Raw genomic sequence first — 21,027 nt, forward strand, 5'->3', positions numbered from 1 at the left:
GTACGTTTCTCACCATGACCTCCGAGAAACCCGCACGCCGCCGTGCGCCCGCCATGGAACCCGACCAGCGCCGCGCCATGATCGTGGCCGCCGCCCTCCCGCTCGTCGTCGAGTACGGCGCGAACGTGACCACCGCCAAGGTCGCCCGCGCGGCCGGCATCGGCGAAGGCACCATCTTCCGCGTCTTCGAGGACAAGAACGCCCTGCTCAAGGCCTGCATGGAAGCAGCCGTCCGCCCGGACGAGACCGTCGCCCACCTCGCATCCATCGACCTCGACCAGCCGCTCGCCGACCGGCTCACCGAGGCGGCGGAGGTGATGTGCGGGCACATGGAGCGGATGGGCGAGGTGATCGGCGCGCTCGCCGCGACCGGGCAGTTGGAGCGCCGGGAGCCGCCGAAGCCGGACGCCGACGGCCGCTTCCCCTCCCGTGAGGCGGGCCTCGCCGGGCCGCGCGCGGCCCTCACCGCGCTCTTCGCCCCCGACGAGTCACGCCTGCGGCTGTCGCCCGAACGCCTCGCCTCCGCCTTCCAGTTGCTGCTGATGTCAGCGGGCCGGGTCCCGGGCCCGGACCCGCTCACCCCGCGCGAACTGGCCGACCTCTTCCTGCACGGGGCGCTGGGGGGTGCGGAGTGACGGCCTTACCCGAGATCCCACACCTTCACCCGTACGAACAACTCACCCCCTCACGCCACAGGTTGATCACTTACTCCCTCCTCGCCTGCGTCTTCCTGGCCATGCTGGACGGCACGGTGATCGGGACCGCGCTGCCCCGCATCGTCGAGCAAGTCGGCGGGGACGACTCCTGGTACGTGTGGCTGGTCACCGCGTACCTGCTCACCTCCTCGGTGAGCGTGCCCGTGTACGGGCGCTTCTCCGACCTGTACGGACGGCGCAGGCTGCTCGTCGGGGGCCTCGGGATCTTCCTGCTCGGCTCGGCCGTCTGCGGACTGGCGGGCTCCATGGAGCTGCTCATCGCCGCTCGCGCGGTGCAGGGTCTGGGTGCCGGGGCGCTCCTGACCCTCGGCATGGCCCTGGTCCGCGACCTGCACCCGCCGTCCCGCACCGAGGGCCTGATCCGGATGCAGACGGCGCTGTCCGTGCTGATGGTGCTGGGCATGGTGGGCGGCCCGGTCCTCGGCGGCGTGCTGGCCGACCACGCGGGCTGGCGCTGGGCGTTCTGGCTGAACCTGCCGGTGGGGCTGGCGGTGGTGGCGGTGCTGGTGAGAGCGCTTCCGGAGCACAGGCCGACAGCGGCCGCCCCGGGTCGGCTCGACACCGCCGGGATCCTGCTGCTCGCCGCAGGGCTGTCCCTCACCCTGACCGGCCTCAGTCTGAAGGGCCACGCCCCGGGAGGGCACGTCGTGCCCTGGACGGACCCGGCCGTCCTGACCTGCCTGCTCGGCGGCCTGGCACTGCTCGCCCTCCTCGTCCCCGTCGAGCGACGCGCATCCGTACCCGTCCTCCCGCTCCGCCTCTTCCGCGACCGCACCTACTCCGCACTCCTGGCCGCAGGCTTCTTCTTCCAGGTCGCGGTGCTGCCGATCGGCATCTTCCTCCCCCTCTACTTCCAGTACATACGCGGACATACGGCCACCGTCTCCGGCCTGCTCCTCCTCCCCCTCCTCATCGGCATGACCCTCGGCAACCGAACGACTGCCGCCCTCATCCTCCGCACCGGCCGCACCAAACCCGTCCTCCTCACCGGCGCAGGACTCATCACCGCGGGCACGGCGGCCTTCTTCGCCCTCACCGCGACCACGTCCCCCGCCCTGACCTCCCTCTGGCTCCTGGCCGCCGGACTCGGCACGGGCCCGGCCATGGGCGGCCTGACCATCGCCACGCAGAACTGCGTACCGCAGGCCGACATGGGCACGGCGACGGCGGGTTCGGCACTGACGAAGCAGATCGGCGGAGCCTTCGGGCTGGCCTGCACACAGCCGCTCCTGAACCACCAGACTGCCCCCACGGCCACCGCCCTCGGCACGACCGTCGCCTGGACCGGCACCCTCGCGGGCCTCCTGGCATTGGCGGCCCTGCTGCTGACGCGGAACGTAACGCTGCCGGGGAAGCGGACGGTGGCGCAGCCCGCGGGGAAGGCGAGCGAACGGGCCTAGCTGAAAGGGTTGTTGAGCCGGAAAGGCTCGACCTGGATTTGACCATTGATGTCTCGACAGCGCCGCCCGGCATCACATTGACTCACCCTGTCAATCCGGCTGAGCGAAAGAGCGGGCCCATGAACTACGCAGTCTTCGGCACAGGTGTCGTCGGACGGACCCTGGCGGCCAAACTGGCCTCCCTCGGCCACAAGGTGACCATCGGCACGCGCGACGTCGACCGCACGCTGGCGCAGACCGACTCCGACGAGTCGTACTCCGCATGGTCGGCCGCCCACGCCGACGTCTCCCTGGCCACCTTCGCGGACGCCGCGGCCGGCGCGGACGTCGTCGTCAACGCGACCAACGGCATGTCCAGCCTCGCCGCCCTGCAAGCGGCCGGCGCCGCCAACCTGCACGGCAAGCTGCTCATCGACGTGTCGAACCCGCTGGACTTCTCCCAGGGCATGCCGCCCACCCTCAACCCCGTCGGGACGGACAGCCTGGGCGAGCAGATACAGCGCGCCTTCCCCGAGGCCCGGGTCGTCAAGACGCTCAACACCATGAACTGCTCGGTGATGGTCGAGCCCGGTCTCGTGCCCGGCACGCACAACGTGTTCCTGTGCGGGGACGACGCGGAGGCCAAGAAGGAGGTGTCGGACCTGCTGCTCGCCTTCGGCTGGCCCCAGGACGCCCTCATGGACCTCGGCGGAATCACGGCCGCCCGCGCCACGGAGCAGGCGCTTCCACTGTGGCTCCAGCTCTGGGGCGCGATCGGTCACGGAAACTTCAACTTCCGTATACAGCAGGCTGATTGATGGTCCTCCTGTCGGCGGGGCGGCTCTGAGCGGCCCGCCCCGCCGTCACCCGCCCAGCACCACCGGATTGGTGAGTGCGGCCATCGTCCCGTCCGGGCGGCGCACCTCCACTCGTACAAAACCTGCCTCCTCCGTACTCGTGCCCCACTTCACGACCCCCGCCCCGCCCTCCGGCAGCAGCGCCCGGTGCACGGTCCCGCGCTCGGTGTGGAGACTGACGACTCCGGAGGGCACACCCCGCACGTCCACCCTCGCCACGACCGGCTCGCCCTGCGCCACGGCCAGCCGCTCACCGACCCCCGCGCTCCCCCCGCCCGCGCCCGTCACGGTGAACGACACCTCCACCTCACCCGACCCGGCGATCCAGCTCCTCCCCGCGCGGATGCCGGCGAGGACGGCCGCCGTGCTGAGTTCCTCCGCCCACACCACCGTGTGCGGAACCCCCAACTGCCCCGCCAGATGGGCATCGCTGTTCCCGACGGCGGGCCGCCACCGCCCCCGCCGCACCCCGAGCGCCAGCTCGCGACCCCACTCGGCGAGGGCCGTCTCGTTGTCCGCCTGCCAGGGCAGGCCGGAGGTCCATGCCCCGTTCCACACCTCGACGGCGGCGAAGCCTTCGTACGCGTACATGAAGGTGCCGGAGGGATAGGGGGCGTGGGGGTGGGCGGCCACGCTCGTGCCGCCCCACTGCCGCAGCCTCGCCAACTGCCGTTCCAGGGAGGGGTCTTCCGTGTCCCGCACCCCGTAGTCCCACGCGATGGTCTGCCCGGCCGGAAGGCCGAGCGCCAGCCAGTGGCCGGTGCGTGTGGTGACCTCCTGGCCGAGGATCACCAGGAGGTCGTCGCCCGCGAGCGGGCCCCACCGGGCGTGCGTCTGTGCGTCCGCGTGCTCCGTGGTGGCGAGGAAGTCCAGACGCAATTAACGCGCTTCTGAGGCGAGTTGATCTGGCGTCAGTTCCCCTCCCGATGAAGCCCGCGAGTGCACGTGGAGGTCGCCCCGGTACCAGCCGGGGCCCCGTCCCGTCGCGTGGAGGGGCGGGAAGTGCTGCGAGTCCATGGGGTGTTCTCCTCAGTCGACGGCACAGGCCAGGTAGAGGTCGACGCGGTCGCGGGCGGTGGAGAGGTCGCGGCCGGTGAGCTGTTCGATGCGGCCGATGCGGTAGTGGAGCGTACTGACGTGGATGTGCAGGGCGGCGGCGGTCGCGCGCCAGGCGCCGTTCTCGGTGAGGAAGACCGTCAGGGTGCGTACGAACTCCGCGCCGTGCTCCGCGTCGTACGCCTCCAGGGGGCCGAGGAGCCGATGCCGGTACGAGGCGCGGATCTCGGCGGGGACTCCGGCCAGGAGCATCAGGTGGGAGTCGAGTTCGGCGGCGGTGACCAGGGCGAGGCGCTGCGGGCGCAGGGCGGCGAGCCCGGCCGCGTGGCGGGACTCCTCCAGGGCGCGTTGCAGGCCGGAGGAGGGGGCGGGGGCGCTGAGGCCGAAGGCGATCCGGCCTCCGTCGGCCGCGGGCTCGAAGGCGGAGAGGCGGACGCGGAGGCGTTCCGTGAGGGCGGCCGCGGTGTCCTCGGGGTCGAGGGAGGCGAGGAGGGTGAGGCCGTTCTCGCTGCCGGCGACGACGGTGGCGGCGGCGGGGGTTTCGTCGAGCGCGCCCTCGGCGAGATCGGCGGCGAGGTCCCAGGGCCGGAGCGCACCGCGGGTGAGGGCGGTCAGCGCGACCAGGGGCCGGTGCGGGGCGAGCCCTGCGGTGCGCAGACGGGCGTCGAGGGTGGGCTGCGGGGCGCCGCTGTCGACGAGGGCGACGAGATCGGAGTGGAAGCGCTGCTCGGTACGTCGCCGCTCGTCCCGCCGGGCACCGCCGAGGGCGAGGAGCTCGGCGGTCTGCTCGGCCGTGTCGAGGTCGTTGGGGGTGAGGGAAGTGCGGGGGGCTGTGGGGGCGGGCGACCGGGGGTGGGTGCCGGGTGGGGTGGTGATCGGGGTGTGGGCTTCGCGTGTGGTGGTGGCCGGTGTGTGGGCTTCGCGTGTGGTGGTTGTTCCGGTCGGCGGGCAGCGGTCTTCCGGGGTGGCAGTCGTGCCGGTGGCTTCCAGAGGGCCGACGGTGGCCGGTGTGTCCTCGGGGGACTTCGCGGGCGTCGGGTCCCGGACGACGAGGTGGCCGCCGCCCGCGCCGCGGCGGCCGATCGGGAGGAGCGTGTGGCCGTCGAGTGCGGTGGGGAGGCGGGGCGCGCGCAGCGCGTGGGCGGCGAGGCGGGTGCGTACCGGGGTGGGGAGGCGGTCTGCGGGGCCCGCGAGGAGGCGGCCCGTGACCGACAGCGCCCAGCAGTCCGTGCCGAGTTCGGCGGCCAGCATGGCGACCAGGCCGCCCAGGTCCGCGCCCTCGACGAGGGCTGCGACCAGGCGGCGGTGCCGGCCGAGGACCTCGGCGAGTTCCCGGCCGCGTTCGCGGTTGATCCGGTCGATCACCGTGCGCGCGAGGGTTCCGTAACTGATCTCGGGCGGTGCGGCCAGGACCGGAATGCCCCGGCGGGCGCAGGCCTCGACCAGGAGCGGCGGCACCTCGCCGAGGAGGATGTCACCGGCCACGAGGGCGGCGACACCGCCTTCGGCCAGGGACGCCGCGAAGGTCTCGCAGTCGGCGGGGGTGCGGTACCAGCCCTCGCTGGTGAGGACGAGTTCGCCGCCGGTGAGGAAGGCGGCGGGCTCCAGCAGGTCGGTCGTGTAGACCCAGCGCAGCTCGCCGTCGAGCGGCACGTCCGGGGTGAGGAGGGCGAGGCCCAACTCCGGTGTGGCGGCCAGTAGATCCCGTACGCGCATAGCTTCCGTCCGCTGGATTCAGGTCTCCGACGATCGTAGGAAAGGGGGTGGGTTTCGCGCCAGGGGTTCGGACCGGTGAACGCTGTCCGGGAGCTGTCGGGACGCGGTGTACTTCCGTTGCCGCAGCCGCACGCAACAGCACGCAAGTGCAAGGCGGCAACCCTGACTTCCTACGAATGACGGAAGGGGGCACGACATGACCTCTCCAGCCCCACTCGCCCAACGCCTCGTCGCCTCGGTGCGCGAGGCCACCGCCGTGGAGACCTCCGGCGCCGAACCGATACCCGCGGATCGGCGCACGGGTGGACCGGGCGCGTCGTTCACGCTCTGGTTCAGCTCCAACGTGCAGTTCTCCAGTCTCACCAGCGGCATGCTCGCCACCGCCGCCTTCGGCCTCGGCTGGACGCAGGCCCTGCTCGCCATCGTGCTGGGCAGCGCTGTCGGCGCGGCGGCGATCGGGATCATGTCGACTTTCGGTCCGCCGAAGGGCGTCGGGCTGCTCGTGCAGACCCGGCTGCCGTTCGGGCGGCGGGGCGCGGCCGTCCCCGCCGTCCTGGTCTTCTTCAAGGCGTGCGCCTGGTTCGCGGTCAACTCGATCCTGGGGGCGTTCGCCGTCCAGACCCTGCTGGGCACCGGGTTCGGGCCCGCGTTCGTCCTGGTCACCGTCGCCCAGGTGGCGATCGCGCTCGTCGGGTACGGGTTCATCCACCTCGTCCAGAAGGCGATGGCCGTCGTCCTGCCGCTGCTCTTCGTCGGCGTCTCCCTGTACGGCTACACCAAGAGCGACCTCGGCTCCGCCTTCGACCCGGCGAAGGCCGGGCCGCTCGGCCTCGGCGGGGCGTTCGCGCTGGCCGTCGCCGTCCAGGCGGCCCGTGCGCTCAGCTTCTCCTCGTACGCCGCCGACTACACCCGCTACATGCCGGCCGGCACGTCGCCGCGCAAGCTGTTCCTGTACGCGTTCACCGGCACCTGGCTCGGCTCGGTATGGATCGCGAGCCTCGGTGCGGCGATCGGCACCCTCGCCTTCATCGGGACCCCGACCGATCTGGTCGGCCAGGTGCTGCCCGGGGCGCTCGCCGCCGTCACCATGCTGGCGCTCGGCGTCTCGACCGTCACGTCGAGCTGTCTGGACTGCTACTCGGGCGCCCTGGCCTGGCTGATCGCCGGGGTCAGGATGGCCAGGTGGCAGGCGGTCCTGGTGGTCGGCGGACTGGGCGGCGTGCTCGGCTGGTTCGCCGGGCAGGGCGACTACTGGAAATCCTTCGAGAACTTCCTGATCATTCTGGGGAACTGGATCGCGCCCTGGCTCGCCGTGCTGCTTGTCCAGCGGTTCCTCGTCGGCCACCTGGGTGCGGCCGTACCCCGAAACTTCGGGCCCGGCTTCGTCGCCTGGCTGCTCGGACTGCTCGCCGCGGTCCCCTTCATGAGTCAGCCCGGCGTCTTCGTCGGCCCGATCGCCGAGAGCCGCCCGGCCCTCGGCGCCTGCGCGGCGGCCGTCGCCTTCCTGACGGCCGGGCTCGTCCACTGCGCACTCGCCCGGCGGGCCCGGCCCCGGGCCCGTACCGAAACCCTCGCCAAGGAGATCTCCGCATGAGCACCACCGCCCCCGCCCCGACCGGCAACGACATCGCCCGACTGCTCACCGCGGTCGAGGTCGCCCGGCGGTCCCGCGCCGCGGGCAACCACCCCTTCGGCGCCGTGCTCACCGGCCCCGACGGCGAGATCCTGCTGGAGGCGGAGAACACCGTCACCACCGAACGCGACGCCACCGGCCACGCCGAGACCAACCTGGTGCGGCTGTCCACCGCGAAGTACGACGCCGACTTCCTGCGCACCTGCACCCTCTACACCAGCACCGAGCCCTGCGCGATGTGCTCCGGCGCCATCTACTGGGGCAACATCGGCCGCGTCGTCTACGCCCTCGGCGAGGACGAACTCCTCACCCTGACCGGCGCCAACGCGGAGAACCCCACCATGGCCCTGCCCTGCCGCGACGTCTTCCGGGCCGGTCAGCGCCCGCTGCCCGTCGTCGGTCCGGTGGACCTGCCCGAGGCGCGCGAGGTGCACGAGGGCTTCTGGAACTAGCGTCCGCCCGCGCGTACCCCCCTCCCGAACGGTCGGCGTCCGGGAGGGGGTACGTCATGTGCACCAGCCCCTTCCCACCCTTCTTGGCGCGGTACCGTTATTGCAAGCAATGTGCAATAAGGCGAAAGGGGCTGCTGTGGGCTCTCCGGTGGTGCTCGGGATCGAGTCGTCCTGCGACGAGACCGGGGCGGGGCTCGTCCGGGACGGGCGGCTGCTCGGGCACGTGGTCGCGTCCAGCATGGACGCGCACGCCCGGTTCGGCGGCGTCGTGCCGGAGATCGCGGCGCGGGCGCACCTGGAGTCGCTCACCCCCGTGGTGCGCGGGGCGCTGGAGCAGGCGGGGCTCGGTATGGCGGACATCGGGGCCGTCGCCGTCACCACCGGGCCGGGGCTCGCGGGGGCGTTGCAGGTGGGGCTGGCGGGGGCGAAGAGCCTGGCGTACACGCTCGGTGTGCCGTTGTACGGGGTGCACCATCTGGCCGGGCATATGGCCGTGGACGCGTTGGAGCACGGGCCGTTGCCCGATCCGTGCGTGGAGCTGATCGTGTCCGGCGGGCACACGTCGCTGCTGCTGGTGCGGGATCTGGTACGGGATCGGATCGTGCATCTGGGCGACACCGTGGACGACGCCGCCGGGGAGTGCTTCGACAAGGTGGCGCGGGTTTTCGGGCTGCCCTACCCGGGCGGGCCCGCCGTGGACCGGGTCGCGCGGGAGGGGGATCCGCGTGCGGTCGCGTTCCCCCGGCCGCTGACCGGGGCGAAGGATTCCGCGTACGACTTCTCCTTCTCGGGGCTGAAGACCGCCGCCGCCCGCTGGGCCGAGCAGCACCGGGCGCGCGGCGTCGAGCTGCCCGTGGCGGACGGGGCGGCCTCGGTGCAGGAGGCCGTGGCGGACGTACTGACGCGCAAGGCCGTCCGGGCCTGCCGGGAGCACGGGGTGCGGACCCTGGTCGTCGTCGGGGGAGTGGCCGCCAACTCCCGGGTGCGCGCCCTGGCCGAGGAGCGGTGCCGGGAGGCGGGGATCGCGTTGCGGGTGCCGCCGATGCGGCTGTGCACCGACAACGGGGCGATGATCGCGGCCGTCGGAGACCTGCTGGTCAGGGCCGGTGCCGAACCCGCCCCGTGGGACGTGTCGATCGACCCGTCCGCCCCGCTGGAGTACGCGGCGCTGCATCCCACGGCCCGGGAGGCCCGTTCCGTGCGCGCGGCGTGACGCCGTGGCCGGTTCCGCGAGCGCGACCTCGGCGCCCTCGACAAGGCTGCCACGGCGGAGGAGTTGAGCGCGTCCACGCTGGTGAGGCGGCTCCTCGAGGGCCGGGGCGACGGCGAAGGGCCCGGGGCGTGCCCTGCCCCGGGCCCTTCAACGTCGCGCGTCCGCACCGTACTTGGCCATGCGGGCGCACCGCATTCAGCCGTGCGCCCGCACCGTACCTACGAAGCCGCCGCCCCGCCCTTCTGCTGCTTCTGCGGGTCCACGACCTCGCCCGCCGGCGGGGCCTTCGCGTCCACCGGCTTGCCGTAGTCCGAGAAGGTCGTCGTGATCGGCGCCTTCCCGCCCTTCTGCTCGACCTTCAGGATGTACGGCTCGCCCTCCGCGGCCACGTACATCGTGATCGTCTCGCCCCCGGCGGTCCTCTTCTGGAGCACGGCGGAGTTCTTGCCGTCGACCTGGGTGTCCTTGGCGCGGGTCATGCCCTTGCGCTCGGACTTGTCCCGGTCGAAGAGGGCGATCACCGCGTCCTTGTCGCACCCCGCCTGCGCGGCCTTCGCGTCGGCCGGGGGCAGCTTCACCCACTTGTCCTTGAAGGCGGACGCCGCCTTCTCCCCCTTGGCACCCGCACCCTGCTGCTTGAGGAGGGCCTCCCAGTACTGCTGGTTGCCCTTGAGGTACGTGACGGAGTCGACGCGGCGCATCTCCGCCTCGGCGTCCTGCTGGGTGTTGGTGCCCGCACAGTTGCCCTTGGTGTCGACGACGTAGTCGGAGGTCGCCGACCGGCCCTCGGCGGCGGCCTCGGTCCTGATCCGTACCGAATCCGCCTTCTTCGTCGCCGTGACGGACTTGTCGGCGATCTGGTCCGGGGACTGCCCGTCGAAGGTCTTCTTCTCGGCGGCCTTCTTGTCCGGCGAACCCGACGAACCGGGCGCGTCGGCCTTCCCGCAGCCCGACACCCCCGTGGCCAGAGCCGCGCACGCCACCGCCGACACAACGAACTTCGCCTTCACAGCAAACCCCTCCATGTGTGAATGGGACCGGAAATCCCCCGCTCGAACTCCCTTCTGGGATCGAGGAGTTCGATGTGGACCCCGAGTACCCGGGTTCGCTGGAGTAAACCCACGGATGAGATCGGGCGGTGCAGGAGGTGGAGGAGAGGTGAAGTCCGCGACCGGCTAGCGCAGGCGTACGGCCAGCGCCAACGTGTCGTCGGAGTGGAGTACGACGCTGTGCATGTCGGCGGCGATCGCGGCGGGAATCTCCGCGAGCGGCAGCCCCGCCCGGCGCCGGGCCGAAGCGACGAGCCGCACCTCGCCCTCGATCGGGTCCCGGCGGCTCTCGGTGAGGCCGTCCGTGTACAGGACGAGCAGGTCGCCGGGGGCGAGCGTCTCGTGCCGGACCGCCTGGCTGCCGGGGAGCGGATAGCCGACGCCCCGGCCCCGTACCGCCAGATAGTGCGCACTGTCGTCCGCGGCGCGCAGGAGCAGGGCGGGCGGGTGGCTGCCGTTGGCGATGCGGAGGGCACCGGTGGCCGGATCCAGTCGTACCAGCAGGACGGTCGCCTGCAACCCCGGTGCGAACGGGGTGAGTTGACGATCCACCCGCTCCAGCAGGGACTCCAGCGGATAGCCCTCCAGGGCGAGGGTGCGCACGGCGTGGGTGACGGTCAGGGCGCTGCGGGTGCTGCGCACGCCGTGGCCCAGGGCATCCACGACGGTGATGTGCAGGGTGCCGTCCGGCAGGGTGAACCAGTCGTAGAAGTCGCCGCCGGTGGGGGCTGCGGGGTCGGACGGGGCGTAGTGCACGGCGAGTTCGACGCCGGGGACGCGGGGGACGGGCGGCCGCAGGGTCTCCTCCAGGGCGAGGAGCGTGCGACCGTGCGCGCTGCGCACCTGCGCGTCACGCTCTTCGAGCTGTACGTAGAGGGCGACGACGCCACCGTTGGTTTCAGCCAACTCCTCCTGGAGCAGCCGGTGTTCCTCGGCGAGGGCGTCGACCCGGGCAAGAACGGCCCGGAGCTCGGCCTCGTAGGCCTCGGCGTCGGAGAGGGGCTCGGCGGCGGGCTGCGGCGCCGTCCCACGAGGGAGGAGCCAGGTCACGGAGTCGGGGGTGAAGTCCGTGGGAGGCAGGGGGAGCCGGTGGGGGGCGGGCACCGGGTGCAGGCCGGAGAGGGCGATCCGCAGGTACGGGGCGGCCGGGGCTGCGGGAGCCTTGGGTCCGGGGCGGGGAGGGGCGGTGGGGGATTCGGGCTTCACGGAGGGCGTGGAGCTGCCGGATGTCGCGGGTGCCCCGAGCATCCCGGGAGTCCCGGACGCCTCGTGCGCCCCGAGCATTCCGGAGGTCCCGGAGGTCCCGGAGGCCTCTTGCGCCCCGAGCATTCTGGAGGTCCCGGACGCCTCGTGCGCCTCGTGCGTCGCGTATGCCGTGGGCGCCTCGTGCGTCGCGTGCAGCGTCACTGTCCGGCCCGTACGGAGAGGGTCGGTTGCCAGGGTCGAGGCCGACAGGACCAGGCGGGCCGTGGTTTCCAGTGGCAGACCGTGTGCGCGGGCGAGGCGGCGTATTTCCTGGCGCAGGGGTGGCAGCGCATGGAACGACTGCGCGCTGCGGGGCGGGTCGTGGGGCAGGTCCGTCATGTGGCGGCGGTCTCTCTCACGCGCCCGGCAATCGCTCTCACGCGCCCATCATGCGACAGACGGTCCGGCCCCGCAGCGAATCCGTCACTCGGAGTCGTCGGAGTGTGGCCCGATTCGAGAAAAGCGCTGGTCAGGAGTGATTGTCAGTGGGGGCGTCTAGCGTGGATGGATCAACTGACGTACCGGGGTGGGGAGACGGCGATGGAGTTCCGGATCGAGAGAGGCGTGCTGGTCGAGGCGGTCGCGGCGGCGGCCAGGTCGCTGCCCGCGCGGTCGCCCGTGCCCGTGCTGGGCGGGCTGCTCCTGACCGCCGGGGAAGGGCTGCTGCGCATCTCCGGCTTCGACTACGAGGTGGCGGCGACCGTCGAAGTACCGGCCGAGACGGTGACGCCGGGGCAGGTTCTGGTGCTGGGGCGCCGACTGCTGGATGTCTGCAAGGTGTTGCCGGAGGCTCCGGTGAGCTGCGGGCTCGAGGGGGCGCGGTTCACCGTCGAGGGCGGCGGGACGCGCTTCGGGCTCTCCACGCTGCCCCGGGACGAGTACCCGGCGCTGCCGAAGCTGCCGGAGCCGCGCGGGGTGGTGGACGCCGGGGCGTTCGCGGAGGCGGTGGCGCAGGTGGTGATCGCGGCGGGACGCGACGAGTCCCTGCCGGTCCTCACCGGGATGGGACTCCGGCTGGACGGCGGCACGATGACCCTCACCGCCTCCGACCGCTACCGCTACGCCGTGCGCACACTGGAGTGGAAGCCCGAGGCGGGGGAGCCGGAGGGCTCCGACGTGGTCGAGGTGGTGGTTCCCGGGCGCCGGCTCACCGAGATCGCCCGCTCGCTGTCCAAGTCCGGCCTCGTCCGCGTCGGGCTCAGCGGTCCGGGCGGTCCCGGCAGCGGTCTGATCTCCTTCGAGGGCGCCGGGATGCACACCACCGTGCGTCTGCTGGAGGGCCGACTGCCGCGCTACGAGAAGCTGTTCGCCCTGCCGGACCCGGCCGTCGCGGTGGTCCCCCGCGGCCGGCTCGCCGACGCGGTGCGCCGCGTCGCGGTCGTCGCCGAGCCGAACAGCCCGGTCCGCCTCGACTTCTCCGCCCGGGGCTCGGTCCTCCTCCAGGCGGGGTACGAGGACGACGTCGCGGCCCAGGAGGTCCCCGCCACCCTGACCGGCGCCGAGGACCTCGCCGTCGCCTTCAACCCGGCCTACCTCGGGGAGGCCCTCACCTCCTTCACCGCCCCGCAGGTGCGCTTCGAACTGCTCGGCCCCGGACAGCGGGCGCTCCTCAGCGGCATACGGGAGGCGGACGACGCCGGGCCCGCCGACCACCGTCACCTGCTCATGTCGGTACGGCAGCTGAGCTGACCGCAGCCCTCCGCCCCGGGGCCCACCTGTGGCCTCGTACGATCGCCCCCACCCATCCGACCACCCCACGGGGAAGCACATGAGCACCGCAGAGAACACCACAGACCCGTCCGTCCACCGTCCCGGCCGCCCCGAGGACCTCCCGGCCGCGCCCGTCCTCTGGGCGCGCTGGGGCCTGCTGGCCGGGCTGCTCAGCACGCGGGAGCGGGAGGCGGAGAGGGAGATCCACCGCGCCGGCTACTGGATGGCGTCCGGTCGGGACGACACCCTGCGGTTCTACGACGGTGGGGCGAGCTGGTGGGCCCTGCGCCGGGCGGGGGACGGCCGGTACGTCCTGTACGGGGAGGACGAGTCGAGCGAGGTCAAGTGGCAGGAGGAAGCGATCGACGTGCTGGGCGGCGCCCCCGACTGGCTGCCCCTGGAACTGCTCCGCGACCTGGTCGAGTCGTACATGATCGGCTGCGTCTACTGGTACGAGGACGGGGCCTGGGCCCGTGCCCCCTACCCCGCCGGGCTGGCCGACGACGGGCTGGACTGCGGAATGAGCCGCCTGTTCACGACGGGCAGGGCGGCCGATGAGGTGGAGCCCTGGATGGACCACGAGACCGCCGATCCGGACGCCGAGGTGGACCCCGAGGCCGCAGCCCGGCTGCTGACCGACGCCGTGTCAGGGAGCGTGGGGGAGGAAGCGGTGCGGGCCTTCCTCGTTGATGCCGGTCTGGCGGAGGAGGAGATTCCAGGGGCGCTGGTGACGCTGCGCCGGACGGGACTGCTGGCGGAGTAGACAGGCTCCGGCCGCGCGGGGGGCGACGGCGGCCGACCGATTGCCGGGGCGGCGTTCGTACAGGTCGCGGACGGCCCGTACGTCGTCCTGGCCCAGGACGTGGCGGTCCGTCACGTCGGGCTGCATCACGGAGCGGGGGTCGTCGCTGTGCCCGAAGCCCAGGCTGTGGCCCACCTCGTGCAGCGCGGACTGGTAGAGGTCCAGGCCCCGCCCGCCCGGCCCCGGCCGCAGGGCGGACCGGTTCCGGGCGGGCGGGGTGAGGTCCCAGTTCTCCTCGTCGTCGAAGTACAGGTCCCCGCGCGGCGGGAAGAACGCGAACGCCGCGATGCCGCCCGGCCCGTCGAACGGCGACCTGAAGGACGCGTCGAACGGCGAGGTGATGCGGTCGGCCCGGGTCACGAAGCGGATCTCGATGTTCGTGGGCCCGCCGTCGATCTTCCGGAAGCGGACGTTCCGGCTGGCCTTCGACCACTCCCGCATCGCGCTCTCCACCACCCGCTCCACCTGGTGCCGCTTGCCCCGGAGCGACGGCTTCCGGCTGTACTCCACGATCCGCCACGTGATGTCGGGGCCCTGCCAGCCGGGCCCCACCACGCTGTACGAGGCGGCGGGCGGGGCGGCGGCGCCGAGCATCGTGGCGGCGAGCGCCGTGGAGACGGCGACGGGGAGCAGGACCCGGCGCGAACGGGGAGCGCGGGACGACATCGGACCTCCGGTCGGGTGAGCGGCCCGAGGGCCGGCTGCGGCATGGCAGCTGAGCTGCGGCACGGCATGGGGCTGAGCTGCGGCCCTTCCCGCTCCCGGCGGAAGTCAAAGCACCCGGCCGGACGTGTCGCTCCGATGGCCGCGACGATGAACCCGATCAGCGACGCCCGACCCGACCACCGGACGCCACCCGCGACGGAGCCTGCTGACGCGGACACTCCCAACCGAACCAGGCGCTACCAGCTCACGTCCGCCGCCACCGGCAAATGATCGCTCCCCGTCCCCGCCAGCACCCTCGCCCGCGACGGCTCCACGCCCCGCACCAGGATCTGGTCGATCCGCGCCACCGGGAACGCGGCGGGCCAGGTGAACCCGAAGCCGTCCCCCGCCTCCTCCTGCGCCGAGCTCAGCCGCGAGGTGATGGAGTGCAGCGCCCGGTCGTCCGCCGTCCCGTTGAAGTCGCCCAGCAGCACCACCCGTCCGCTGCGCTCGGCGGCGAGCGCCTCACCGAGCGCCTCCGCGTTCCGGTTGCGGGTCTCCGTCCCGAACCCCGTGCGAGGGGTGACCCGTACCGACCCCAAGTGGGCCACGTACACGGCGAGCGGCCCGCGTTCGGTGGTCACCGTGGCGCGCAGGGCCCGGTTGTCGGGCATCGTGGCCGATTCCGGTTCGGCGTCGCCCAGCGGCCCGACGTCCATCGCCGTGTCCACGGCCCGCACGTCCGACAGCGGCAGCCTGCTCCACAGCCCGACCGTCCCCCTGACCGCGTGGTGCGGATAGGTCCTGGCGAGTTCCCTCTCGTACGTTTCCCGGGCCCCCGCCGCGAGCTCCTCCAGCGCCAGCACGTCCGCACCGGAGGCCGCCAGGGCGCGGGCCGTGCCGACCGGGTCGGGGTTCTCCGCACCGACGTTGTGACTGACCACCGTGAGCTCACCGGCCGCCCCCGACTTGTCGGTGAGCAGTCCGCCGAACAGGCTCAGCCACACCGCGACCGGCAGCAGCACCGCCACCAGCGCCGTGGCGGACCGGCGCAGCACCGCGAGCACCAGCAGCACCACGGCCACCGCCCCGCCCCACGGCAGGAACGTCTCCACCAGGCTCCCGAGCCCCCCGACGTCCGGTATCCACGCGTGCAGCATCATCACCAGACCGGCCAGCACTGCCAGTACGGCGAGCACGCGCCCGCGCTTCCAGCGGCTGCGCGCCGGTCCTGCCGCAGGAGCGGACGGGGGAGAAGGAGAGATCGAGGGCGGGGTGAGCGTCATGCCGCCCAGTCAACCCGGCACGGTGTCACCCCCGCGTATCGGGATTTCGATATGCGGACGATACGCGGCGCCTCGTAGCCTCGTGACTTCACCGCCCGGAAGGCATTCCGGGCACCCGACGTGAGGAAGTGGACCGTGGACCGGCGGCCCGGCATGAGCGCACGCCTCAAGCTCACCCTCAGCTATGCCGGATTCCTCATCCTGGCCGGTGGCCTGCTGCTCGCCGCCATGGGACTGGTCATCCTGCGCAAGGGATGGCTGCAGACCAACGAGCAGGGGTCCTGGACAGCGACCCCGGGCACGGACTTCGTACAGGGCTTCGCCCCGATGGCGGCAGCGGTGATGGTGTTCCTGCTGGCCTTCGGCCTGCTGGGCGGCTGGTTCCTGGCCGGCCGCATGCTCGCCCCGCTGAACCGCATCACCGACGCCACTCGTACGGCGACCACCGGATCGCTCTCCCACCGCATCCGGATGCCGGGCCGCAAGGACGAGTTCCGCGAACTCGCCGACGCCTTCGACGGCATGCTGGAGCGCCTCGAAGCACACGTCGCCGAACAGCGGCGGTTCGCCGCCAACGCCTCCCACGAGCTGCGCACCCCGCTGGCCGTCTCGAAGACGCTGCTCGACGTGGCCCGCGCCGACCCCTCCCACGCCACCGGCGAGGTCATCGACCGGCTGCACGCCGTCAACACCCGCGCGATCGACCTCACCGAGGCGCTGCTGCTGCTCAGCCGCGCCGAGCAGCGGTCGTTCGAACGGGAACGAACAGACCTGTCGCTGCTGGCGGAAGAAGCCTCCGAAACGCTCCTGCCGCTGGCGGAGGAGCACGGCGTCACGGTCGACACCGACGGCGAGATCGCCCTCGCCGACGGCTCGCCCGCGCTGTTGCTGCAACTGACCATGAACCTCGTGCAGAACGCGATCGTGCACAACCTGCCTGACGGCGGCACGGTCCAGGTGCGCACGGAGGTCCGCCCCCGCGCCGTGCTGCTCACCGTCGAGAACACCGGACCGCAGCTCAGCCCGAGCCGGGTCCCGATGCTCACCGAACCCTTCCAGCGCGGCAGCGAGCGCGTCCGGGGCGCCCACGCGGGCGTCGGGCTCGGGCTCGCGATCGTCAAGACCATCACCCGCGTGCATGACGGGACGCTCACCCTCACGGCACGCGAGAGCGGGGGCCTGCGGGTCACGGTGGAACTGCCGAGAGCCTGAGCGGGACGGGCTACTCCGCGCTCCCCCCCCGAGAGCCTGAGCGGTACGGGCTACTCCGCGCCCTCCCCCGCCCGCCGCCGCTTCAGCACGATCACGGCCGCGCCGCCCGCGACCACCACCGCTGCCCCGATGCCCGTCCAGCCCAGCGCCCCCATCGACCCGTCGGACGATGCCTCGCCCGCGGCCTTCGCCCCGGCGGCCGCCTTCGCCGACGGCGACGCGGTGCCCGCGACCGGGGACTTCTGGTCGAGGCTGCCGATCGGCTTCGTACGACCGGCCGCCTGGAAGCCCCAGTCGAGGAGCTTGCGCATCTCGACGTACACCTCGTCGTGCTTCTTCTCCTGCGGGTTCATCACCGTCACCAGCAGCGTGCGCCCGTCGCGGGTCGCCGCCTCGGAAAGGGTGTTGCCCGCGTGCGAGGTGTAGCCGTTCTTGCCGCCGATCAGGCCGGGGTACTTGTCGACGCCGCCGATGCCCGACAGCATCCGGTTGGTGTTGGAGATCGCGAAGGGCTTGCCCTTCGTCGACGGACCGCCGGGGAACTTCGCCTCGGCCGTCGAGCAGAACTCCTTGAAGTCCGCGTTCTTCAGGCCCTCGCGCAGGAACAGCGTCAGGTCGTACGCCGACGAGACCTGCCCCGGCGCGTCGTAGCCGTCGGGACTGCGCACATGGGTGTCCTTCGCGCCGAGCGCGTCCGCCCGCTTCTGCATGTCGGCGACCGTCTTGTCGACCCCGCCGTTCATCGCGGCGAGCACGTGCACGGCGTCGTTGCCCGAGCGCAGGAACACGCCCCGCCACAGGTCGTCCGTCTTGTACTGCTGCCCCGGCACTATGCCGACCGCACTGCTGCCCGCGCCCATCCCGCGCAGCTCCGCGTCGGTGACCTTGTGGCTCAGCCCGTGCGGGACGGACGGCAGCACGGTGTCCGCGAAGAGCATCTTCAGGGTGCTCGCGGGCGGCAGCGGCCAGTGCGCGTTCGACGCGGCGAGCACGTCACCGCTGTCGGCGTCCGAGACGATCCACGACAGCGCGGACAGGTCCTTCGGCAGCGCGGGCGCACCCGCACCGGCCTGCGGTCCCGGCTTGGCGAGGGCCGCGCCGCCGACCGAGGACATCTGCGCCGGAGGGGTCTTCGGCTTGTCGTCCTTCGCCACCGCGGGAGTGGCCACGGCGAGGGCGGCGACCGCGCTCGCGGTCAGGGTGACGAACCCGCGCCTGAACTGCGGGAAAAGATGCGGGGGAGGGGAAGAACGCATCGCCCGAACGTATCGCAGCCGGACAGGCCCGAAACGCACGGGGCCGCCCGTACGGACGTGGAATTTCCCACGGCCCGCAAGGGAACGCACAGGCCGCGGATCCCGTCGCCACCGGTGGGCGGTCACGCCGTCGCTCTCTCCGGTACGGACGCGAGAAAGGCGTCCAGGTCCACCTCGACGGCGCGTTCGACTCCCGGGCATTGCCAGGCGAGTTGAGCGGTACGGGCCGGACGTGCGCCGTCGTGGAAGTAGACCGCCTCGAACCCGTCGCCGGAGGCCGGAATCGTCAGCAGCGGATTGGCCACCAGGAAGTCCCGCACCCGAGGGCTGTCCCGCAGCACCCGCAGCACCGCCCGTTTGCGCCCGAAGTGGTCGAGCGGCAGCGAGCACACCGGGTGGAATCTTTGCTTGAACTGGAAGATTCCCTTGCTCAGGAACGGCTCGCTCCCCGACAGGTCCACCTCCGCGAACCCCCGCTCGGCCGCCCACTCCAGCGCGAAGTGAGTGAGCGCCTTCACCGCACCGCTCGCATAGTGCTCCGGCGCCCCGTCCAGCACCCCGAGCAGCCGCATGGTGAGCCGCCGCTCCCCGGGCGGCAGGGCGCACAGCACTCCGGCCACCCGCTGCCCGTCCTGTACGAGGAAGAACAGCACCCCGCGCCGGAACAGGCACTCGTACGCGAGGTCCGGCGCGGCGCTCCGGGTGGACTCGCCGTGCCGCTGCCGCATGGTCGGCAGATGCATGCGCCGGTAGAAGAAGTCGAAGTCGGCGGGGTCCCGGCTCTCCTGCCAACTCCAGCCGTTCTCCCGCTGATTGGCGGCGAAGGCCCGCCGCTCCCGCCGTGAGATCCGCTGCCGCCATCCGCTCTCCAGCGACACGGCCAGCCGCACCCGGAAGGGCATCAGCACACTGGCGGGGGAGGGGTCGGGGACCGTACGGACCCCCCGGATCAGCAGATCCGGCGCGGGGGTGTGCAGCGGAAAAGTGGCGAGGGGCGCGGCCGGAACCCCCTGCCCCTCCAGGAACGGCAGCAGATGCAGCCGCCCCTCCGGCACCCCGCTGTACGCCAGCCGCAGGGGCGCGTCCAACGGCGTCAGGGCACGGAACGGCGCCCGCAGCGCATCGGTGCGCGTGCGCAGCGCGGCCAGTCGGGGGTGCTGGTCCCAGGCGTACCGGGCACGGAGGGCGGCCCGTCGGGGGAGGGGCTGCCGGGGTGCGGCGGAACGGTTCACGGTGGGCTCCCGGGGTGGCAGGGGCGGTCGGGGGTGTGCGGGGAGTGGGTGGGGATGTGCGGGTGGGCGTCCGGGCGCGTCGTGCCTCACCCCGTCGCCCGCTCCAGGATTCCGGCCAGGTCGGCCGGGTTCCGGGCAGTGTGGAGGGTGGGGGCCGGCAACGGGGTGAAGTCCCCGCTGTCGTACGAGCCCGAGCCGTGCACCACCACCTCGTCCGCCCGTACGAGTCCGCGCTCGATCGCGAGCAGGGTGCCGGTGAGGGCCATGACCAGGGACCACTCCCGCAAGTGGCGTGGATCGTAGGGGAGTTGGACGCCTCCGGTCCCCGCGAGGGCGCGCGCCTGGCCGTACCGCTCCAGGCACTCGTGCAGCGACACGACGATGCCGCTGCCGCCCTGCTCCCGGACGATGCTGCTCACCAGGGGTGCGGTGGTGGGGTGCGTCGTGCAGAAGGTGGGGTCGATCGACTCGTCGGGGTCGAAGGTGCGGGCCGGGAAGTGCGGTGAGGCGTGCTGGGCGTACAGGCCGCTCGCCGGGTCGAGCCGGTAGACAGGGGCGCGCCGCTCGCCGTGCAGGTCGAGCACCAGGTCGGGTGTGCGCAGGTGCTGGACCAGCAGGTATCCGGGGCGCGGGGTGTCGTGCGGGGCGGCCCGCTCCAGGAGTTCTGTGCCCAGGTGGTGACCCAGCAGGCCGAACGCGCCGGCCACCGCGTGCGCGTGCCAGCGGGTGCCGCCGCGCAGGGGCATGAAGTCGGCCTCGTAGAAGGCACGGAGGCTGTCGGCCGCCCGGTGGTCGTCCAGGCCCGGGGCCTGCCAGACCCGTGTCCCGGCGCGGTGCTCCCCTTCGGCGGCGAACGCCTCCGCTCCCTGCCGGGCCAGTTCCCGTACGGCCGTCCCGTCGCCCTCGTTCACGATCACCGGATTGCGGGCGCGCAGTCCGGCATCGTACGAGAGCCCTGAACTCCACACCTTGTCCACGGAGTTGGCGGGGACCACGCAGGCGATGCGCAGCTCGTCGGGGGTGACCAGGCCGTGCTCGACGGCCCGCAGGACCGCGTCGCGCAGTGCGGTGGCCCCGTTCGCGGAGGACGGGGTGAGCAGGAGCAGCCGCTCCCCGGTCTCCCGCACGTGCCGTATCGCCCGCGCCACGACGATCAGCGCGGCGAACGTCTTCGCGGTGCGGGTGGCGGGGTTGCCCATCAGGTCCAGCAGGGCCAGCCGTACGCCCCGGTGACTGCCGAGCGGCACGGAGGCCATCGTCGACGCCGCGAGGAAGTCCGCGAGGCGGCGGCACGGTGCGGGCAGCAGGAATTCCGGTACGAAGCCCGAAGGTGCGTTGCCTTCCGGTGCGAAGCCCGAACTGCCGTTGCCCTGGCGGTGCTTGCCCAGCCGGTCGAGGGCCGCCTGCACGCGGTCGTAGTAGTGGGTGACGGCGTTGTCGACGCTGCTGCGGCCCTGTAAGCCCATGTGCCTGCCTCATCCCGTACGTATGCGGACGTGTACGGATTCCGCATCAGGCAGCCCTACCCGTGCGCGGATACGGGGACACGGCAAGGATTCGGCCAGCGG

General features: G+C 72.6%; 18 protein-coding genes. 9 read left to right on the forward strand and 9 right to left on the reverse strand.

Features of this window, described 5'->3' with window-relative positions; all coding sequences use genetic code 11:
• Positions 1-14: 14 nt before the first annotated feature.
• The 3 genes from IE269_RS25820 to IE269_RS25830 all read left to right on the forward strand — a co-directional run bounded on the left by IE269_RS25820 (position 15) and on the right by IE269_RS25830 (position 2,913).
• Complete coding sequence (locus IE269_RS25820) at positions 15-635, forward strand: TetR/AcrR family transcriptional regulator (protein WP_229898220.1); 621 nt, start codon at positions 15-17, stop codon at positions 633-635.
• A 62-nt stretch (positions 636-697) separates the two neighbouring features.
• A complete protein-coding gene (locus IE269_RS25825; protein WP_229898221.1) occupies positions 698-2,116 on the forward strand; it encodes an MFS transporter in 1,419 nt (472 codons plus the stop codon).
• 119 nt (positions 2,117-2,235) lie between these two features.
• Complete coding sequence (locus IE269_RS25830; RefSeq protein ID WP_189825537.1) at positions 2,236-2,913, forward strand: NADPH-dependent F420 reductase; 678 nt, start codon at positions 2,236-2,238, stop codon at positions 2,911-2,913.
• A 45-nt stretch (positions 2,914-2,958) separates the two neighbouring features.
• Here the strand turns inward: IE269_RS25830 and IE269_RS25835 are convergent, their stop codons facing one another.
• The gene (locus IE269_RS25835) at positions 2,959-3,831 is read right to left on the reverse strand and encodes a CehA/McbA family metallohydrolase (RefSeq protein ID WP_229898222.1); all 873 of its coding nucleotides are present in this window, start codon (positions 3,829-3,831) and stop codon (positions 2,959-2,961) included.
• A gap of 150 nt (positions 3,832-3,981) precedes the next feature.
• The gene (locus tag IE269_RS25840) at positions 3,982-5,724 is read right to left on the reverse strand and encodes a PucR family transcriptional regulator (RefSeq protein WP_189825538.1); all 1,743 of its coding nucleotides are present in this window, start codon (positions 5,722-5,724) and stop codon (positions 3,982-3,984) included.
• A 196-nt stretch (positions 5,725-5,920) separates the two neighbouring features.
• Here IE269_RS25840 and IE269_RS25845 point away from each other — a divergent pair, with 196 nt between their 5' ends.
• The 3 genes from IE269_RS25845 (at position 5,921) to tsaD (ending at position 9,022) form a co-directional block, all read left to right on the forward strand.
• On the forward strand, positions 5,921-7,318 hold the full coding sequence (locus IE269_RS25845) for a purine-cytosine permease family protein (protein ID WP_189825539.1): 1,398 nt from the start codon (positions 5,921-5,923) through the stop codon (positions 7,316-7,318).
• Positions 7,315-7,809: a nucleoside deaminase gene (locus IE269_RS25850; RefSeq protein ID WP_189825540.1), complete on the forward strand. Its 495-nt coding sequence runs from the start codon at positions 7,315-7,317 to the stop codon at positions 7,807-7,809. Before IE269_RS25845 ends, IE269_RS25850 begins: the two co-directional genes overlap by 4 nt.
• A 136-nt stretch (positions 7,810-7,945) precedes the next feature.
• Positions 7,946-9,022 (forward strand): tRNA (adenosine(37)-N6)-threonylcarbamoyltransferase complex transferase subunit TsaD, encoded by a 1,077-nt coding sequence (tsaD, locus tag IE269_RS25855; RefSeq protein ID WP_189825541.1) that lies wholly within the window; start codon positions 7,946-7,948, stop codon positions 9,020-9,022.
• Positions 9,023-9,240: 218 nt separating this feature from the next.
• Here tsaD and IE269_RS25860 read toward each other — a convergent pair whose 3' ends face one another.
• Both IE269_RS25860 and IE269_RS25865 read right to left on the reverse strand, forming a co-directional pair.
• Positions 9,241-10,047, reverse strand: a complete 807-nt coding sequence (locus IE269_RS25860) for a hypothetical protein (protein WP_189825542.1) — start codon at positions 10,045-10,047, stop codon at positions 9,241-9,243.
• 150 nt (positions 10,048-10,197) lie between these two features.
• Positions 10,198-11,655, reverse strand: a complete 1,458-nt coding sequence (locus IE269_RS25865) for a PP2C family protein-serine/threonine phosphatase (RefSeq protein ID WP_229898223.1) — start codon at positions 11,653-11,655, stop codon at positions 10,198-10,200.
• A 201-nt stretch (positions 11,656-11,856) separates the two neighbouring features.
• Between IE269_RS25865 and dnaN the strand changes: the two genes are divergently transcribed.
• Positions 11,857-13,005 (forward strand): DNA polymerase III subunit beta, encoded by a 1,149-nt coding sequence (gene dnaN, locus IE269_RS25870; protein WP_189825700.1) that lies wholly within the window; start codon positions 11,857-11,859, stop codon positions 13,003-13,005.
• A 79-nt stretch (positions 13,006-13,084) separates the two neighbouring features.
• Positions 13,085-13,789, forward strand: coding sequence for a hypothetical protein (locus tag IE269_RS25875; RefSeq protein WP_189825543.1), 705 nt, complete (start codon positions 13,085-13,087; stop codon positions 13,787-13,789).
• Here the strand turns inward: IE269_RS25875 and IE269_RS25880 are convergent.
• Both IE269_RS25880 and IE269_RS25885 read right to left on the reverse strand, forming a co-directional pair.
• The gene (locus IE269_RS25880; RefSeq protein WP_189825544.1) at positions 13,673-14,494 is read right to left on the reverse strand and encodes a matrixin family metalloprotease; all 822 of its coding nucleotides are present in this window, start codon (positions 14,492-14,494) and stop codon (positions 13,673-13,675) included. The genes IE269_RS25875 and IE269_RS25880 overlap by 117 nt on opposite strands.
• Positions 14,495-14,730: 236 nt before the next feature.
• On the reverse strand, positions 14,731-15,759 hold the full coding sequence (locus IE269_RS25885; RefSeq protein ID WP_189825545.1) for an endonuclease/exonuclease/phosphatase family protein: 1,029 nt from the start codon (positions 15,757-15,759) through the stop codon (positions 14,731-14,733).
• Between the two features lie 135 nt (positions 15,760-15,894).
• On the opposite strand from IE269_RS25885, the gene IE269_RS25890 reads away from it, so the two are divergent.
• Positions 15,895-16,971, forward strand: coding sequence for a sensor histidine kinase (locus IE269_RS25890; RefSeq protein WP_189825546.1), 1,077 nt, complete (start codon positions 15,895-15,897; stop codon positions 16,969-16,971).
• 50 nt (positions 16,972-17,021) lie between these two features.
• Here IE269_RS25890 and IE269_RS25895 read toward each other — a convergent pair whose 3' ends face one another.
• From IE269_RS25895 to IE269_RS25905, 3 genes are all read right to left on the reverse strand, one after another.
• Positions 17,022-18,227, reverse strand: coding sequence for a D-alanyl-D-alanine carboxypeptidase family protein (locus IE269_RS25895; RefSeq protein WP_189825547.1), 1,206 nt, complete (start codon positions 18,225-18,227; stop codon positions 17,022-17,024).
• A 122-nt stretch (positions 18,228-18,349) separates the two neighbouring features.
• A complete protein-coding gene (locus IE269_RS25900) occupies positions 18,350-19,459 on the reverse strand; it encodes a GNAT family N-acetyltransferase (protein ID WP_189825548.1) in 1,110 nt (369 codons plus the stop codon).
• Positions 19,460-19,545: 86 nt separating this feature from the next.
• Positions 19,546-20,925 carry a DUF6002 family protein gene (locus IE269_RS25905; protein ID WP_189825549.1) on the reverse strand — a complete coding sequence of 460 codons (1,380 nt, stop codon included), beginning with the start codon at positions 20,923-20,925 and terminating at the stop codon, positions 19,546-19,548.
• Positions 20,926-21,027 lie beyond the last annotated feature (102 nt).

It is taken from the genome of Streptomyces spiroverticillatus (assembly GCA_014650415.1).
In the GTDB taxonomy this organism is placed as follows: Bacteria; Actinomycetota; Actinomycetes; order Streptomycetales; family Streptomycetaceae; genus Streptomyces; species Streptomyces spiroverticillatus.